The organism is Flavobacterium sp. FlaQc-28 (assembly GCF_044007415.1).
Taxonomy (GTDB): domain Bacteria; phylum Bacteroidota; class Bacteroidia; order Flavobacteriales; family Flavobacteriaceae; genus Flavobacterium.
The window spans coordinates 97,019-113,196 of the sequence record NZ_JBIPCM010000010.1 but is presented as its reverse complement, the minus strand read 5'-3'; the positions used below and the strand labels follow the sequence as shown (position 1 = coordinate 113,196).

The 16,178-nt window shown below is 34.2% G+C and carries 14 protein-coding genes; 8 read left to right on the top strand and 6 right to left on the bottom strand.

The window, feature by feature from the left end:
* Positions 1-4 precede the first annotated feature (4 nt).
* The 3 genes from ACHRVL_RS20740 to ACHRVL_RS20730 all read right to left on the bottom strand — a co-directional run bounded on the left by ACHRVL_RS20740 (position 5) and on the right by ACHRVL_RS20730 (position 2,727).
* Entirely contained in the window at positions 5-724 is a 720-nt protein-coding gene (locus ACHRVL_RS20740; protein ID WP_395415244.1) for a LytR/AlgR family response regulator transcription factor, read from the bottom strand.
* The gene (locus ACHRVL_RS20735; RefSeq protein ID WP_395415242.1) at positions 721-1,776 is read right to left on the bottom strand and encodes a sensor histidine kinase; all 1,056 of its coding nucleotides are present in this window, start codon (positions 1,774-1,776) and stop codon (positions 721-723) included. Before ACHRVL_RS20735 ends, ACHRVL_RS20740 begins: the two co-directional genes overlap by 4 nt.
* 183 nt (positions 1,777-1,959) lie before the next feature.
* Positions 1,960-2,727, bottom strand: a complete 768-nt coding sequence (locus ACHRVL_RS20730; RefSeq protein WP_395415240.1) for a carbonic anhydrase family protein — start codon at positions 2,725-2,727, stop codon at positions 1,960-1,962.
* A gap of 274 nt (positions 2,728-3,001) precedes the next feature.
* Between ACHRVL_RS20730 and ACHRVL_RS20725 the strand changes: the two genes are divergently transcribed.
* Complete coding sequence (locus tag ACHRVL_RS20725) at positions 3,002-3,733, top strand: hypothetical protein (RefSeq protein ID WP_395415239.1); 732 nt, start codon at positions 3,002-3,004, stop codon at positions 3,731-3,733.
* A gap of 68 nt (positions 3,734-3,801) precedes the next feature.
* On the opposite strand, the gene rsmG is transcribed toward ACHRVL_RS20725, so the two are convergent.
* Positions 3,802-4,431 (bottom strand): 16S rRNA (guanine(527)-N(7))-methyltransferase RsmG, encoded by a 630-nt coding sequence (gene rsmG / locus ACHRVL_RS20720; RefSeq protein WP_129055200.1) that lies wholly within the window; start codon positions 4,429-4,431, stop codon positions 3,802-3,804.
* A gap of 107 nt (positions 4,432-4,538) precedes the next feature.
* Between rsmG and ACHRVL_RS20715 the strand changes: the two genes are divergently transcribed.
* The 7 genes from ACHRVL_RS20715 to ACHRVL_RS20685 all read left to right on the top strand — a co-directional run bounded on the left by ACHRVL_RS20715 (position 4,539) and on the right by ACHRVL_RS20685 (position 12,719).
* Positions 4,539-5,636 carry an acyl-CoA desaturase gene (locus ACHRVL_RS20715; RefSeq protein ID WP_129023947.1) on the top strand — a complete coding sequence of 366 codons (1,098 nt, stop codon included), beginning with the start codon at positions 4,539-4,541 and terminating at the stop codon, positions 5,634-5,636.
* Between the two features lie 73 nt (positions 5,637-5,709).
* Positions 5,710-6,900, top strand: coding sequence for a pyridoxal phosphate-dependent aminotransferase (locus ACHRVL_RS20710; RefSeq protein WP_089058197.1), 1,191 nt, complete (start codon positions 5,710-5,712; stop codon positions 6,898-6,900).
* Between the two features lie 171 nt (positions 6,901-7,071).
* Positions 7,072-8,109 (top strand): hypothetical protein, encoded by a 1,038-nt coding sequence (locus tag ACHRVL_RS20705; RefSeq protein ID WP_395415236.1) that lies wholly within the window; start codon positions 7,072-7,074, stop codon positions 8,107-8,109.
* Positions 8,110-8,309: 200 nt separating this feature from the next.
* Positions 8,310-10,184 (top strand): U32 family peptidase, encoded by a 1,875-nt coding sequence (locus ACHRVL_RS20700; protein WP_395415235.1) that lies wholly within the window; start codon positions 8,310-8,312, stop codon positions 10,182-10,184.
* Between the two features lie 464 nt (positions 10,185-10,648).
* A complete protein-coding gene (gene purT, locus ACHRVL_RS20695; RefSeq protein WP_395415320.1) occupies positions 10,649-11,824 on the top strand; it encodes a formate-dependent phosphoribosylglycinamide formyltransferase in 1,176 nt (391 codons plus the stop codon).
* Positions 11,825-11,826: 2 nt separating this feature from the next.
* Entirely contained in the window at positions 11,827-12,144 is a 318-nt protein-coding gene (locus ACHRVL_RS20690) for a DUF6370 family protein (protein WP_395415233.1), read from the top strand.
* Positions 12,144-12,719, top strand: a complete 576-nt coding sequence (locus tag ACHRVL_RS20685; protein WP_395415232.1) for a Crp/Fnr family transcriptional regulator — start codon at positions 12,144-12,146, stop codon at positions 12,717-12,719. Before ACHRVL_RS20690 ends, ACHRVL_RS20685 begins: the two co-directional genes overlap by 1 nt.
* Before the next feature lie 186 nt (positions 12,720-12,905).
* On the opposite strand, the gene aceA is transcribed toward ACHRVL_RS20685, so the two are convergent.
* Entirely contained in the window at positions 12,906-14,186 is a 1,281-nt protein-coding gene (aceA, locus tag ACHRVL_RS20680; RefSeq protein WP_395415231.1) for an isocitrate lyase, read from the bottom strand.
* Between the two features lie 207 nt (positions 14,187-14,393).
* Positions 14,394-15,995, bottom strand: a complete 1,602-nt coding sequence (gene aceB / locus ACHRVL_RS20675; protein ID WP_395415229.1) for a malate synthase A — start codon at positions 15,993-15,995, stop codon at positions 14,394-14,396.
* Positions 15,996-16,178: the final 183 nt, after the last annotated feature.

Below are 16,178 nucleotides of genomic sequence, written 5' to 3'. Positions count from 1 at the left end.
TTTATTAAATCCCATTGCTTTTTTTGAATTTTGCTGATTGACGTTTGGACACCTTTAATAATTCTCCTGTTTTAAGTTTTACTTCAAGTCCGCCATCGATTGTACTATTAACTTCCTGAATGTATTTAATATTTACAATTTCCGTTCTGTTTATTCTAAAAAAAACAGTTCTATCCAGCATCTCTTCCCATTGTCGGAGTGACCGCCTTTGCATCGCTTTTTTGTCTTGAAAATAAAGTCTAGTATAATTCTCTAAAGATTCAATTAAATAAATTTCATCTAATGGAATGAAAAACCTTTTTTCGCCATCTTTAATAAAAATCCTTCGGTCTTGTTCTGTCGCATTGCTCAAAACAGATTTCATGCCTATGGTATTTCTTATTTTTTCAATTGCTTTCGAAAAACGTTCATCTCTTATGGGTTTCAGTAAATAGTCTAATGCATTTACTTCAAATGCTTGTACTGCAAATTGATTATGGGCTGTAATAAATAATACCTCTGGAACATTCTCTAAGGATTCTAATAAATCAAAGCCAGATCTTTCAGGCATTTCAATATCTAAAAAAATCAAATCAGGCATTTTCTTTTCAATCAGATCTTTGGCGTCATACGCATTTTCAGCCTCACCAATTAGAATAAAATCTTCATACAATCGTAAAGCTCGTTTAAGTTCTTCTCTCGACAAACGTTCGTCATCAACTATTACAACTTTTATCTTTTTCATTTCGATGGTATTAAAATTGTTGCCAAAACTGTTTCATCCTGCATCTCTTTAATTTCAAAAAAAGCTTGTCCATTATATTGCAACAGCAATCGCTCTTTCAGATTTTTTAGTCCAATGCCAGAATCCTTCATTTCTTTGCTGAGTTTACCTGAATTTTGGACTGTAATTTTTATTGAATCATTTTCGGTTTTTACTTTTACTTCTATAAATCCGCCGTTTTTTCTTTTTTCAATTCCATGTTTAACGGCATTTTCAACTAATGACTGAATACTAAAAGGCAGAATCAAATGCGTTAATTCTTCTTCATTTGCTTCAATTTTGATTTGCAAGCGTTCTTCAAAACGCATTTTTTCCAATTCAAGATAATCTCTAACCAAATTAATTTCATCACTTAAAAAAATTAATTTCTCAACATTACAGTTTAAAGAATTCCTTAACAATTCAGACAAAAGATCAATTGCTCTTCTGGCTAAATGTGGATTCTCTAATACCAAAAATTTTATATTATTTAGTGAATTAAAAAAGAAATGCGGATTAAGCTGTGCATTTAGATTATTTAGTTGTGCTTCTTTTACAATAATAGACAGTCTAGCGTTTTCTTTTACTGTTTGCAATTCAAGTCTTGAATAATGATAAAGGTGATACGCTAATACCCAAATCGACATTAATCTGGTTCCTGTAATAAAAATTTGCAATTGCATCGATTTAAAAAATACGGTAAAAGGTAAAAGATCACCTTTTAGTATAAAGAGACGAACCAGATATAATTTACCAGCAATCAAAACTGTATATAACAAAGAAAGTATCAAAACACCTATTATCATTTTTGGAATTATTTTTTTTAGATTTAATTTATTCCATTCCTTTTTTAAAACAAAATTTCGGTAAAGATGTGTTAGTCCAATGCCAATCGAAACATCTAGTATTAAATCGGCAACACCAATTTCCCAGATAAAATTACCGCTGAAAAAAGCCTGAAATCCCCAGTATAAAGAAGCTGTAAGCCATCCTGCCAGTTGAATTTTCCAATAAGTCGATATTGTTTTATTCATTTTTAAAGTAAAAGATATTAGTGACTTGGTAAAGGTATTTCTCTACTGTAGAGCGAACAAATAAAAGTACACGAAAGAAAAATAATAGGTGATAAATGAAATTTTCTTGCTCAAAATTTTATCTGCATGAAAAAAGCCGGATCCATTTTCAAGATTCGGCTTTTATTTTTAATGATTTTAGAATTAAAGAAAAACAACTTCTCCCGAATGCAAATCATAATAAGCTCCTATAATTTTGATTTCGCCTTTATCTGCCATTTCTTTTAAAATAGGACTTTTTACTTTGATATTTTCGATTGTTTCAAGTACATTTGTTTTTGCAACATGCGCTACAAATTCATCATTTTTAGAAGTTCTGTCTCCTTTAAAATCTTGAGATTTTGCTATTGCCGGTTTTATTTTAGCAAGCATTGCCGTGATATTCCCTAATTCTACATTGTCAATCGCTGATTTTATTGCTCCGCAGGATTCATGTCCTAAAACCAAAATGAGTTTTGCTCCAGAAACTTTACAGCCAAACTCCATACTGCCTAATAAATCTTCATTAACAAAATTGCCGGCAACTCTTCCAACAAAAAGATCTCCAATTCCTTTATCAAAAACATCTTCTACAGGAATTCTGCTGTCAACACAAGAAAGAATAACTGCCTTTGGGTATTGCCCTTCAACAGCATCGCGAACCAATGCTGAATGATCTCTTAAAGTTAAATCGTTATTCATATATCGCTTATTTCCCTCTTTTAAACTCTGAATAATCAAATCGGGAGTAAGTGCTTTTTGTTGTTCTGCAGTTAGAACTTTTTCTTTTAATGGAACTAATTTTGAAGCTGTTTCGATCATTACATTTTCATGTAATTCTTCAGGCTCTTGCGTTTTTTTTGCTTGTTTTTTCTCGCAAGAAACTACGAAAAACATCATTAAACAAATCGTACAAAGTATTTTATTCATCATAGATATTTTTTAAATTAAACAATAAAAAAAGTTCAAATAACCAATCAAAGGGAAACAAAATTTCTTACAATTTTACCGAATTAAATTTACACAAAATAGCATTACTTTAATTAATACTTTTCGAATAGCTATTGTAGTACTTTTCTTATATTGCTGATTACTAATACCATACACTTGTTAAAAAACTTATTTTGTTGTTTTAAAAACTTATAGTAACATTTCGTAAAAAAACATCCCTCTAAATTTGTCTAAAATAATTTAACACATTAATCAAATGAGGAATTTAAACAATGTCCCTAAAATAATTTTAGAATCAAAAAGTATCGGTCATTCAATTGATTTTACGTGGACTAGGAAGAAAATAGACAAATTTTTAGACCCTCTTGAACAAAATCAAGAGTTGGAAAATGCGCTAACACATATTAACCATAAAGGCTCTATTGGTCTAACTGCGGCATTATTAGAATGGATTTACTGGCGCTTTACAGGATTCACGCAAACAACAAATGACACTCAAAAACGAATTGAAGCTCTTTGGTGCTGTATTAATAACCGAGAGCAGACAAATCCTTTATTGTTTGATACCGAGCTTGAAATTCCTGCCGCAGGTCCTGTAGATGGTGCATTATGGATCGCTTTAATGAACGTGACTATGATTGATGTTAGATATAGAAAAGGATCTTATTTTTTACAAAATGAACTTTTAGGATTAGCATTGTTAGCGCGTCATATTACTCCAAAAAAGAAAACTTTTGACAAATGGCTTAACAGCACGATCTCTAACTTAGTTTCAATTTATCCTTGTACTTATAGTTATATTGATTTAGACGAATCTGACGAGGCAGTTTACAATTCATCAAATGAGCCCGTAATATGCCGCGATTTTTTCTTTGATCCCGAGTTTAAATACAGTCTTGAAGCATCAGAAAATGCAATTCACAATTTTATCGATAATTTAGATCTCAAAGCAAATCCATTTTTGAATTCTGCTAAAAAAGCCTCTTAATCAAGATAATATTAATTCAAAAAATAACCCGAAAGAAAACTCATTCGGGTTATTTTTTTATATTTAATTTAAGCTTTAAATTTTAAAGGCAGATGAACCACTTTTTTAGTTTCAAAAAATTCATCGTCAAATATTTCTGCTAAGTCATACAGAGTAGTATTTGGAAAATCCTTTAATTCTTCTGTCAGATCTCCACCTTTCAAATACAAAATTCCGTTTTTCAAAGTATGCTTGTGCTGCTTTTTAATTTTATCTTTTATCCAAGAGACAAAATCTGGCATATTGGTTACGGCACGGCTGACAATAAAATCAAAATCACCTTTTACTAATTCTGCACGCTTTTGTTCAGCCTTTACGTTCTTTAATTCTAATGCATCAACAACACCTTGAACTACTTTTATTTTTTTTGCGATTACATCAATTAAATAAAAACGTGTTTCAGGAAAAAGAATCGCCAATGGAATTCCAGGAAAACCTCCCCCAGTTCCAACATCAAGAACTGTTGCTCCCGGCTCAAATTTCATGATTTTAGCAATTCCTAAAGAATGCAAAATGTGTTTTGTATATAAGGCATCAATGTCTTTTCTAGAAATCACATTGATTTTTTCATTCCAATCGTGGTATAAAAAGTCTAATTTTTGAAATTGTTCGATTTGAAGATCGGTCAAATCAGGAAAATATTTCAATATCTCATCCATTGCTCTAAATTTTTAACAAAAGTACTACTTTACGATTGAAATATTTAACTCAATTTTGCAAATTGAGAATTTATAATAATTACCTTTGAAACCTATTTAAATTAATTATGAATAACACTGCTCCAACTTTTGCAAGGCAAGACAATCTGAAGTTTTTCAGAACACTTAACTCTCGGGTAAACAATTACTTTAAAGAGAACAACATTCAGAAAACCGGAAACTGGAAGCTGCACTTAAAAGCTGTTATTCTGTTCGCGGTTTTTCTTACTCCGTATTTTTTAATCCTTACACTTAATATGCCATTTTGGGTAATGCTTCTTTTATCGATCGTAATTGGTATTGGTATGGCTGGTGTTGGAATGAATGTAATGCATGATGGAAATCATGGGTCGTATTCTAATATAAACTGGATTAACAAATTTATGGGAGGTACTATTTATGTACTGGCAGGAAATGTTTATAACTGGCAGGTACAGCATAATGTGCTTCATCATACATATACCAACATTCCAGGGCATGACGAAGATTTAGACGCTGGAAGAATTATCCGTTTTACTCAAGATGCAAAATGGCATAGTTTTCATCGTTTTCAACATTATTATTCTGTTTTCTTGTATGGGTTATTGACTTTTAATTGGGCCATTACTACCGATTTTAAGCAAATGAGAAACTACCTTAAAAGAAAATTATCTTATGGTGAACCAAAAAGCCCAAAAATTCTTTGGACAACTTTAATCATAACCAAAATCATATATGTTTCCATTTGGATTGTTTTACCAATTGTAATAGGAATTACTTGGTGGAAAGTTCTTCTTGGCTTTTTCGTAATGCATTACACTGCAGGATTAATCTTAAGTGTTGTTTTTCAATTAGCTCACGTTGTAGAACACACTACAAATCCAACTCCAAATGAGTTAGGAGAAATGGACAATACTTGGGCAATTCACCAATTGTTTACTACAACAAATTTTGCTCCAAAAAATGCAATTGTTAACTGGTACACAGGAGGATTGAATCATCAAATCGAACATCATATTTTTCCAAATATAAGTCACATACATTATGGTAAAATTGCAAAAATCGTAAAAGAAACTGCAAAGGAGTGCAACTTACCTTATTATGAATACAAAACAATGCGAAGTGCTATTATTGCACACTTTAAGCATTTACGCGATTTAGGAATGAAACCTGAATTATCAGTTTAAGCTAAAAAAAATCTATTAATAATAACCTTCCTTAATTAAAAGTTGAAAATTAAGGACATTCAAAATTTTTATAATGAACCATATTCTTTCAGACAGAATCAACAACCTTGCGACTTCACAAACATTAGCAATGGCAGCATTAGCTCGCGAATTAAAAGCACAAGGAAAAGACATTATCAGTTTAAGTTTAGGTGAGCCTGACTTTAATACACCTGACTTTATTAAAGAAGCTGTTAAAAAAGCAGTAGACGAAAATTATAGCACATATTCTCCAGTAGAAGGTTACCTTGAATTAAGAGAAGCAATCTGCAGAAAATTTAAAAGAGACAACGGATTAGAGTATAAACCAACTCAAATCGTAGTTTCTACAGGAGCAAAACAATCTTTATATAACATTGCACAAGTAATGTTAAACGATGGTGATGAAGTTATTTTACCTGCACCATATTGGGTTTCTTATTTCGAAATCGTTAAACTTTCAGGAGGAGTTCCTGTTGAAGTTCCGACTTCTGTAGATACAGATTTCAAAATTACACCGGAACAATTAGAAGCTGCCATCACACCAAAAACAAAAATGATGTGGTTTTCTTCTCCTTGTAATCCTTCAGGATCTGTTTACAGTAGAGAAGAATTAACGGCACTGGCTAAAGTTTTAGAAAAACATCCAAATATTTACGTAGTTGCAGATGAAATCTATGAGCATATTAATTTCTCTGGAACTTTCTGCAGTATAGGTTCAATCCCAGGAATGTTAGAAAGAACAATCACTGTAAACGGAGTTGCAAAAGCTTTCGCCATGACAGGATACAGAATTGGTTATATTGGAGCACCGGAATTCATCGCAAAAGCATGTACAAAAATTCAAGGACAAGTAACATCTGGAGCAAATTCTGTAGCACAACGCGCTACAATTACGGCTGTAGATGCAGATCCAAGTGTATTAAACCACATGGTTCAGGCTTTCCATACACGTAGAGATTTAGTAGTTGGATTATTAAAAGAAATTCCTGGAGTAAAAATCAACGTTCCAGAAGGAGCATTTTACGTATTCCCAGACGTTTCTTCTTTCTTCGGAAAAACTTTAAAAGGAACTGAAATTAAAGATGCAAACGATGTTTCAATGTATCTTTTAGCTGAAGCCAACGTTGCAACCGTAACTGGTGATGCTTTCGGAAATCCAAATTGTATTCGTTTCTCTTACGCAACAAGCGACGATATTTTAAAAGAAGCACTACGCAGAATCAAAGAAGCTTTGACTGCATAACAACATAAATAAGTTTTATTGAAAACGGCTTAAGGTTCAAAAGTTTCATCACTTTTATACTTTAAGCTGTTTTTTTATGCTAACCACTTATGACTTTTGACGAAGTAATTTTTTGTTTATTGTTAAAATAAAAAAAAATCCTACTTTCGTTGTAACCAAAACAAATCGAAAATGAAAAAAACACTACTCGCAATTATATTAACCTTTATTGTAATTAGTTGTGCGAGCGAAGAAACTCCTACTCCTACTGCACCAGAAGGTAATGTTCCAGCTGAACCTATTATACCATCAATACCTCCAATCGTCAAAGCTCAACTTAAACCAGCAATTACTAATAATATTAAATCATTAACAGCAAAGAAAGTTGAAGATAATTTAAAATTAGTAAAAAGAGTTTATTATTATAAAAATGTGCCTAACTTCAGCCAAGAAGCCGCTATTAAAGATTCATTAAACACATTTAAGGACACCCTGACTCGTTGGTGGGGAAGTAGAACTGATTACGAGTATGATGAAAAAAAACAATTAAAATCGACTAAAAAATACTTAGCTGGTTTTAATGGTAATCAGGCAAGTACCAATATAGATTTCATGGATACTTTTACTTATTCTAACGGAAAAGTAAATACCACTACCGAAGACAGATATTTGTACGACACAAGAGGTAATATTAGCGAATTAAATACCAAAGACGGTATTACTGTTCAGTATTCTTATGATAATTTAGATAGAATCACTCAAGCAAAAAGATATGTCCCATACAACAACATTAACTTCCCTAACATTTCGGGTCATAGGTTTATAATAGACTTAGTTCACATGGATCTGGGCGATAACAAAACTAAAGTTTTAGCATTTTACTGGATGCAAACTTATGACAAAACAGGTCACCTAGTAGCTGGTCAAGAACATTACAGCCTTAATGAAGATGTATATAATGTTGATACTAGTAAACCCGGAGTTTATGCAAATGAAGCCTGGTATAAAATATCAGGTTATCCAATTCTAAATTATATGAAAACTCAGGGTGAGGATTATAGTAACTACTTATGCACACCAACTACTCACATAACAGATTGGCTTTGGTATGCCAATAGACCAATAAAGGAGTATTATATTTATAATAAAGAAGGTTATCTCATTAAACAGATCACTACTACCGATTACACAAATGGAACAGCTTCTTCAATAACTATATTTGAATATTAACTTCAAAACAATATGGTACAAATACCCCCTTTTTTGGTATTTAATAAAGTTAACATCAAAAAGCTTCGACCTTTAAGTTCGAAGCTTTTATTTTTAGTATAACTCAAAAAAAATCGCTTCAGCATTAGCAAACTCAAATATTTTATAAGACCTTTGCACACTTTTTTTCGGGAATACCACAAAAGTCTAAAGTTTTAGAAATGAAGAAGAAAATCGAAATATTAGCTCCTGCTAAAGATTTAATTGGAGGAATGGCAGCCATCAACAGTGGCGCCGATGCAGTATATATTGGAGCGCCACAATTTGGTGCACGTTCTAACGCCAACAACTCTATTGAAGATGTTGCTGCTCTAGTACAATATGCGCATTTATTTAACGCTCAGGTTTTTGTCGTTATGAATACTATTTTATACGATAACGAACTTGAAACGTGTCGCTCAATGATCTGGGAGTTATACGATATTGGTGTTGATGCCTTGATCATTCAAGATATGGCTATTATGGAAATGGACTTACCTCCTATTGTACTTCACGCCAGCACACAAGCCAATAATCGAGATGCCGATAAAATTAAATTCTTAAAAGATGCCGGAATCAAACGTGTGGTTTTGGCCCGTGAATTGAACTTGCATCAAATTAAAACGATTTACGACGAAGCTGATGTTGAATTAGAATTTTTCGTAACCGGAGCTTTATGTGTTTCCTTCAGTGGAAACTGTTATATGAGTGTGGCAAACGGAGAACGCAGCGCCAATCGTGGTTCTTGCGCACAAAACTGTCGTTTACCGTATAACTTAATCGACGGAAACGGAGAAACTTTAATCAGAAACAGTCACTTGCTTTCGATAAAAGATTTAGATATTTCAGAGCAAATTCCGAATTTAATTGAAGCTGGAATCGTTTCTTTTAAAATTGAAGGACGTTTGAAAGATGTGGTTTATGTAAAAAATAACGTGTCTTATTTACGTCAAAAACTAGACAATTATTTAGAAGGAGAAGGAAGCGAAAAATACATGAAAGCCTCTTCTGGAACTTGCACTTATACTTTTGACTCCTCTTTGAACAGAACTTTCAACCGTGGTTATACGGATTATTTCGTAAACGAAAGACACAGCTCAATTGGTTCTTGGGAAAGCCCAAAATCAAAAGGTCAATATATTGGTAAACTAATTAGAACGGTTGGAAACGCTTACGAAATTGAAAACGGCGAATTCCTAAACAACGGTGACGGACTTTGTTTCATCAACGAAAACAACGAAGCGGACGGAATTTATGTAAACAAAGCCGAAAACGGTAAAATTTACCCGAACGTTTTAAAAGAAATAAAAGATGGAACTTTCATCTACAGAAATAACGACGCCGCTTTCATCAAAATTGTGGAAAGAGAAGATAGTGCTGTTCGTAAATTAAGCACCTCTTTATTGCTGACAGAAACTGAAACTGGTTTCGAATTAATCGCAACCGACGAAGACGGAAATGTAAGTATTGTGAATTTAGAACATGCTAAAGAGCAGACAAAAACGGGCGAATCAATCGAAGAAAACATCAAAACGCAATTGGCAAAAACAGGTTTTACGCCTTATACGGCGAATGAAATCAACATTATGTTCTCTCAAAACTGGTTCCTTCCTATTTCAAAAATCAACGAAATGAGAAGAACGGTTTACGATCAGTTGAGCGAAATTCGTTTGGCAAATTACAAACGTGAGGAACACCAAATGGTAAAAACTTCACATCCGTATCCTGAAACCAAATTGGATTTCATGTACAACGTTTCAAACAAAACGGCTCGTAAATTCTACGAACGCCACGGTGTAACCGAAATCGAAAAAGCATTCGAATTACAATGGGATCCAGGAAAATCTCGTGTAATGACAACCAAATATTGCATCAAATACGAATTAAAAAAATGCCCGATACACCAAAAAGATATCGTTGGTGTTAAGGTAAAAGAGCCTTTAGTATTGAAACAGGGAGAACTTGAATACAAACTAAAATTCAACTGCAAACCCTGCGAAATGGAAATCTGGGAAAAAGATGCCGAATTTGAGATTGAGGAAGATCATTTTCATTAATATACAAACCGATACTTTTTAAAAGAAGTATCGGTTTTTTATTTTGGCGTGTCCCTCCGGGTCGGGCTATCCGTTACAAGTCCTCGCACTTCCTTCGTCAGGCTGTGGGCTTTCCACTGCTATCCCTCACGCGAACGGTTTTATAAGAGCGTTTTCGTTTTCCAGTATTCATATACACACAATCTTGTCATTTCGACGAACGAGAAATCTTCGCAAGTAACTCCGTTCCAATAAGCCAATCTTTGTAGAGTTACTCGTGGAGATTTCTCGTTCCTCGAAATGACAAACTGCATGATTAATGTTTCTAAAAAAATAAAATTAAAATCTGCACAATCGGCAAAATCTGCGTGAAAACCTTTTTGCACATTTCTTTTAACTTAAAAACAAAAACTTAGCGTTCTTTGCGTAATTCTTTGCGAACTTTGCGGTTAAAAGCATTTTTCTGTACTTTTACTACTCAAACAATACAACACTTCAAAATGAAAATACTCCTTCTAGGTTCAGGCGAATTAGGCAAAGAATTTGTCATTGCCGCACAACGAATCGGACAAACCATAATTGCAGTTGACAGTTACGAAAATGCACCAGCCATGCAAGTTGCCCACGGTTTTGAAGTCATCAATATGCTTGACGGTGAAGCGCTTGATCGAATTGTAGCCAAACACCAACCCGATTTTATCGTTCCTGAAATAGAAGCCATTCGCACCGAACGTTTTTACGATTACGAAAAACAGGGAATCACCGTTGTTCCTTCAGCGAAAGCGGCAAATTTCACTATGAATCGTAAAGCAATTCGTGATTTAGCAGCGAAAGAACTCGGGCTAAAAACAGCCAAATACCAATACGCAACTTCAGCAGAAGAATTGCAAAAAGCCGTTCAGGAAGTTGGAATTCCTTGCGTCGTAAAACCTTTAATGTCATCCTCAGGAAAAGGGCAATCAACAATCAAAACAGAAAGTGATATCGAAAAAGCATGGCAATATGCTGTTGCAGGTTCGCGTGGCGATGTTATTGAAGTTATTGTTGAGGCTTTTGTTGATTTTGATTCAGAAATTACGCTTTTAACAGTTACTCAAAATGGTAATCCAACTTTGTTTTGCGCTCCAATTGGCCACAGACAAGAACGCGGCGATTATCAGGAAAGCTGGCAGCCGGCACAAGTTTCTGAAGCCGATTTGTACGAAGCGCAGGACATGGCCGAAAAAATTACCGAAGCACTTGGCGGCGCTGGACTTTTTGGCGTTGAATTTTTCCTAACGAAAGAAGGCGTTTATTTCTCTGAACTTTCGCCGCGTCCGCATGATACCGGAATGGTAACTTTGGCCGGAACGCAGAATTTCAACGAATTCGAATTACATTTAAGAGCGATTTTAAGTCTTCCAATTTTCGAAATTACTTTAGAAAAAGCTGGAGCAAGTGCTGTAATTTTAGCATCAGAAGATTCAACAAATCCAACTTTTACCGGAATCGAAAAAGTGGCTGCTTTACCAAAAACCGATTTCAGGATTTTTGGTAAACCAACTTCAAGACCGTATCGCCGAATGGGAGTTATTTTAAGTCATGATTCATTAACCACTCCAATCGAAAAAGTAACAGACCGTGCCAAAGAAACGGCAAAATTAATAACTATAAATTCTTAAAAATGAAAAAACTAACATTCATGCTCTTCCTATTTATCGGAATCGCAGTTCAGGCTCAATCAAAAAAAGTAATTGACAAACCAACAGTTGTAGAAGCTGCTTGTGGAGAATGTCAATTTGGAATGAAAGGCAAAAGCTGTGATTTAGCCGTTCGTATTGATGGAAAAACCTATTTCGTTGACGGAACAAAAATCGATGATCATGGTGATGCTCACGCTGAAGACGGATTTTGCAATGCAGTCAAAAAGGCAACAGTAACCGGAACAATCGAAAAAAATCGTTTTAAAGCTACTTCATTCACTTTAGTAAACGAAAAATAATGGCGTTAATTCTTGAAAATATCGCCAAACACGTTTCATTAACACCCGAAGAACAGGCTCTTTTTTTGTCTAAAACAGAAACTAAGATTTATAAAGCCAAAACGATTTTATTAAACGCCGGCGAAGTTTGCAAACATTCTTATTTTGTAAACTCGGGTATTTTAAGAAGTTTCAATATCAACGATAATATTGTCGAACATGTACTTTCATTTGCCTGCGAAGGCTGGTGGATGAGCGATATGTACAGTTATTTTTCACAAAAACCAGGACAGCTTTTTATTGAAGTTCTGGAAGACGCAGAAGTTGTTTCTTTATCCAAAGAAAATCAGGAACAACTCTTTCTTGAAATTCCAAAACTGGAACGCTTTTTTAGAATTTTAATAGAAAATTCACTCGTTGCGAATCAGCAAAGATTAATGGATAACTTGAGTTTACCTGCCGAAGAACGATTTGAAAAATTCACTAAAAAATACGGAACATTAGTTCATAAAGTTCCTCAAAAACAAATCGCTTCTTTCATTGGAGTAACACCAGAATTCTTCAGCAAAATGAAAGCTCGTCTTTTGAAGAAATAGTTTTTTTGCCACAGATTTCACAGATTGAAAGGATTAAAAAAAATGTTACCACGAATTACACGAATTTTCACGAATTAAATTAAAAGAAAATTAGTGTAAATTAGTGTAATTCGTGGCTAAAAAAAATCCTTATAATCTGCTGCAAAAAAATAAAGCCAGTTCAATGAACTGGCTTTTCTTTTTGAATTAAAATTGCTCAACCTCCGTAGAATGCTCCATCGCTGTTAGGGTTGATTTTCCAATCATAACCGTATTTTGAACCGCATCAAAATAAGAAGTCCCCACAAAAGCTTGATGTTTTACAGCTCTGAATCCGTTTTTCTGTAAAGCAAATTCACGTTCTTGCAATTCAGAATATCCTGCCATACCTCGCTCTTTATAAGCTCTTGACAATTCAAACATACTTGTATTCAAAGCATGAAATCCAGCCAAAGTAATAAATTGGAATTTATACCCCATTGCAGCTAAATCTTCTCTAAACGTTTCCATTTCGGCAACTGTTAATTTCGCAGCCCAATTGAAAGACGGAGAACAATTGTATGCCAACATTTTATCTGGAAATTCTTTTTTCATAGCTGTTGCAAACTTTCTCGCAAATTCTAAATCCGGATTACTGGTTTCCATCCAAATTAAATCGGCATAAGGCGCATAGCTCAAACCTCTTGCAATTCCCTGTTCGATTCCGTTCTTTACGTAGAAAAAACCTTCTGCCGTTTTTTCTCCAGTTAAAAATTTTCTGTCTCTTGGGTCTGCGTCGCTTGTTAATAGATTCGCTGCTTCTGCATCAGTTCTAGCCACAATTAAAGTTGAAACCCCCATAACATCTGAAGCCAAACGCGCAGCAATTAATTTATTAATTGCTTCCTGAGTTGGAACTAAAACTTTTCCTCCCAAGTGTCCGCACTTTTTAGCCGAACTCAATTGATCTTCAAAATGAACTCCAGAAGCTCCGGCTTCAATCATTGATTTCATTAATTCGAAAGCATTTAGATTTCCCCCAAAACCTGCTTCGGCATCAGCCACAATCGGAACTAAATAATCTTTTTTATCTTCAATATTGTTAACCGTCTGAATTTGATCAGCACGTAACAACGCATTATTTATCTTTTTTACCACCATCGGAACGCTGTTTACCGGATAAAGCGATTGGTCAGGATACATTTCGCCCGCCAGGTTTGCATCAGCAGCTACCTGCCAGCCACTTAAATAAATCGCTTCTAAACCCGCATCGACTTCCTGAATCGCCTGATTTCCAGTCAACGCCCCCAAACCAGCGACAAAATCCTGACTTTTTAACTTTCTCCATAATTTTTGCGCTCCCATTTTGGCAATAGAATGCTCAATATGATAAGAACCCTGAAGTGTAACTACTTCACTCGCAGTGTAAGGACGTTCAACACCTTTCCATCTCGGGTTCGTGATCCAATCGTTAATCAATTCCTGAATTCTATCTTCTGTTGTTTTCATAAGTAATTATTGTTAAGTTGGTTAGTAAAGTTTATTGTTATGTTGAGTTTTTAAACACATAGAAACATAGATTCTCTTTGTGGTTAAAGGCATTTCATTTGTTTAAACAAACATAGCTATGTGTGAAAATCTAGATTTATTAAAAACCTCTTTTTTCACATTTTGAACCTACGTCTCTATGCGTTAAAATTAAACTCAACGTTTTCTTTATAAATATTTGTAACATGGAATAGTCAAAAAGTCAACAAACTCAGTATTTACTACTAATCTTTCCAATACTTTTTCAGCAAGTGGAAATTGTTGTTTTTCGTGATTTTCTTCCCCTAATTCTTCTTTAATTTTTCTGAATTCATCTAAAGCCAATTCGTGATAATAAGCCAAATCTAATTTTTGTCCATTATCTAAAACCACTTTATTCTGAAGCCATTGCCACAATTGCGATCTCGAAATTTCGGCCGTTGCGGCGTCTTCCATTAAATTATGCAATGCGGCGGCGCCTTGTCCATTTAGCCAGGAAGCCAAATATAGAACTCCTACGTTAATGTTTTTTCGAACACCGTTTTCAGTGATGATTCCAATTGGTGGCTCAATTAAATCCTCTTCTGTAATTTTTCGATGCTCTCTTTTAATGTGAATTTGATTTGGAGTTGGCATTCCTTTATCAAAAATTTCTTTTGCTAGCGAAACCAAATCTGGATGCGCCACCCAAGTTCCGTCGTGCCCGTTTCGAACTTCACGTTCTTTATCGGTTTTTACTTTGGCGAAAGCAATTGCATTGGCTTCTTCATTATTTCGAATCGGAATTTGCGCTGCCATTCCTCCAATCGCATGTATTCCTCTTTTATGACATCTTTGAATAACTAAATTTGAATAGGCATTCATAAAAGGTGAAGTCATAGTTACCTGATCACGATCTGGAACAATGAATTTTGGATTTTTTCTGAACTTTTTGATGTATGAGAAAATATAATCCCAACGCCCGCAGTTCAATCCCACGATATGTTCTTTCAATTCGTAAATAATTTCATCAAGCTGAAAACTTGCTGTTATGGTTTCAATTAAAACCGTCACTTTTATCGTTCCTCTTTTCAGTTTCAAATAATCCTCGGTAAAATCAATTACATTATTCCACCAGCGAGCTTCCAGATAATGTTCTAATTTCGGAATGTAGAAATACGGTCCAGAATGGTTCTCTAAAAGTCGTTTATGATTGTGAAATACATACAAACCAAAATCTACCAAAGAACCCGAAACTTCATTTCCTTCAACCAAAAGATGCTTTTCAGGCAAATGCAAACCTCTTGGTCGAACAATCAGCGTGGCAATTTTTTCATTTAAATGATAGGATTTCTGTTTTACCAAATCCGTATAAGTAATTGTTTTGTTTACCGCATCGATTAGATTTACTTGCCCGTCCATCAAATTTTGCCAGGTTGGCGACGTGCTGTCTTCAAAATCGGCCATAAAAGTTTTTGCTCCCGAATTCAACGCATTGATAATCATTTTGCGATCAACTGGTCCAGTAATTTCTACCCTTCGGTCTAACAAATCTTTCGGAATTTCTCCAGCTGTCCAATTGCCTTCTCTTACGCTTTTAGTTTCTGGAATAAAAACCGGCAGAATTCCTTGATCGAAAGTGACTTGTTTTTGTTCTCGCTGCAAAAGCAATAATTTTCTTTGTGATTCGAATTTTCTATGCAATTCGGTTATAAAAACAATTGCCTCTTCTGTCCAGATTTTTGGATAACGAAGCTTCTTTTCGGCTAAAAATTCCATTGCCGTTTCGGTAATTTCTAATTGGTTTTTCATAGCTGTGATTTTATTTTTTTATTATAAAAAAATCTCATCGTTACATTGTCTTCTATTCATTTCAGAATATCGAAATCATAACGTTTTGATTTTTAATAATTTCTACATAACAATATTAGAAAAAAGTTTTTTACAAAACAAGCGAACGTTCGCTAAATATTAAAAATATTTTTTTGGCGATTA

Coding starts and splice junctions, on each gene's coding strand:
- ACHRVL_RS20740 (WP_395415244.1), bottom strand. CDS start 724: ATGAAAAAGATAAAAGTTGTAATAGTTGATGACGAACGTTTGTCGAGA.
- ACHRVL_RS20735 (WP_395415242.1), bottom strand. CDS start 1,776: ATGAATAAAACAATATCGACTTATTGGAAAATTCAACTGGCAGGATGG.
- ACHRVL_RS20730 (WP_395415240.1), bottom strand. CDS start 2,727: ATGATGAATAAAATACTTTGTACGATTTGTTTAATGATGTTTTTCGTA.
- ACHRVL_RS20725 (WP_395415239.1), top strand. CDS start 3,002: ATGAGGAATTTAAACAATGTCCCTAAAATAATTTTAGAATCAAAAAGT.
- rsmG (WP_129055200.1), bottom strand. CDS start 4,431: ATGGATGAGATATTGAAATATTTTCCTGATTTGACCGATCTTCAAATC.
- ACHRVL_RS20715 (WP_129023947.1), top strand. CDS start 4,539: ATGAATAACACTGCTCCAACTTTTGCAAGGCAAGACAATCTGAAGTTT.
- ACHRVL_RS20710 (WP_089058197.1), top strand. CDS start 5,710: ATGAACCATATTCTTTCAGACAGAATCAACAACCTTGCGACTTCACAA.
- ACHRVL_RS20705 (WP_395415236.1), top strand. CDS start 7,072: ATGAAAAAAACACTACTCGCAATTATATTAACCTTTATTGTAATTAGT.
- ACHRVL_RS20700 (WP_395415235.1), top strand. CDS start 8,310: ATGAAGAAGAAAATCGAAATATTAGCTCCTGCTAAAGATTTAATTGGA.
- ACHRVL_RS20690 (WP_395415233.1), top strand. CDS start 11,827: ATGAAAAAACTAACATTCATGCTCTTCCTATTTATCGGAATCGCAGTT.
- ACHRVL_RS20685 (WP_395415232.1), top strand. CDS start 12,144: ATGGCGTTAATTCTTGAAAATATCGCCAAACACGTTTCATTAACACCC.
- aceA (WP_395415231.1), bottom strand. CDS start 14,186: ATGAAAACAACAGAAGATAGAATTCAGGAATTGATTAACGATTGGATC.
- aceB (WP_395415229.1), bottom strand. CDS start 15,995: ATGAAAAACCAATTAGAAATTACCGAAACGGCAATGGAATTTTTAGCC.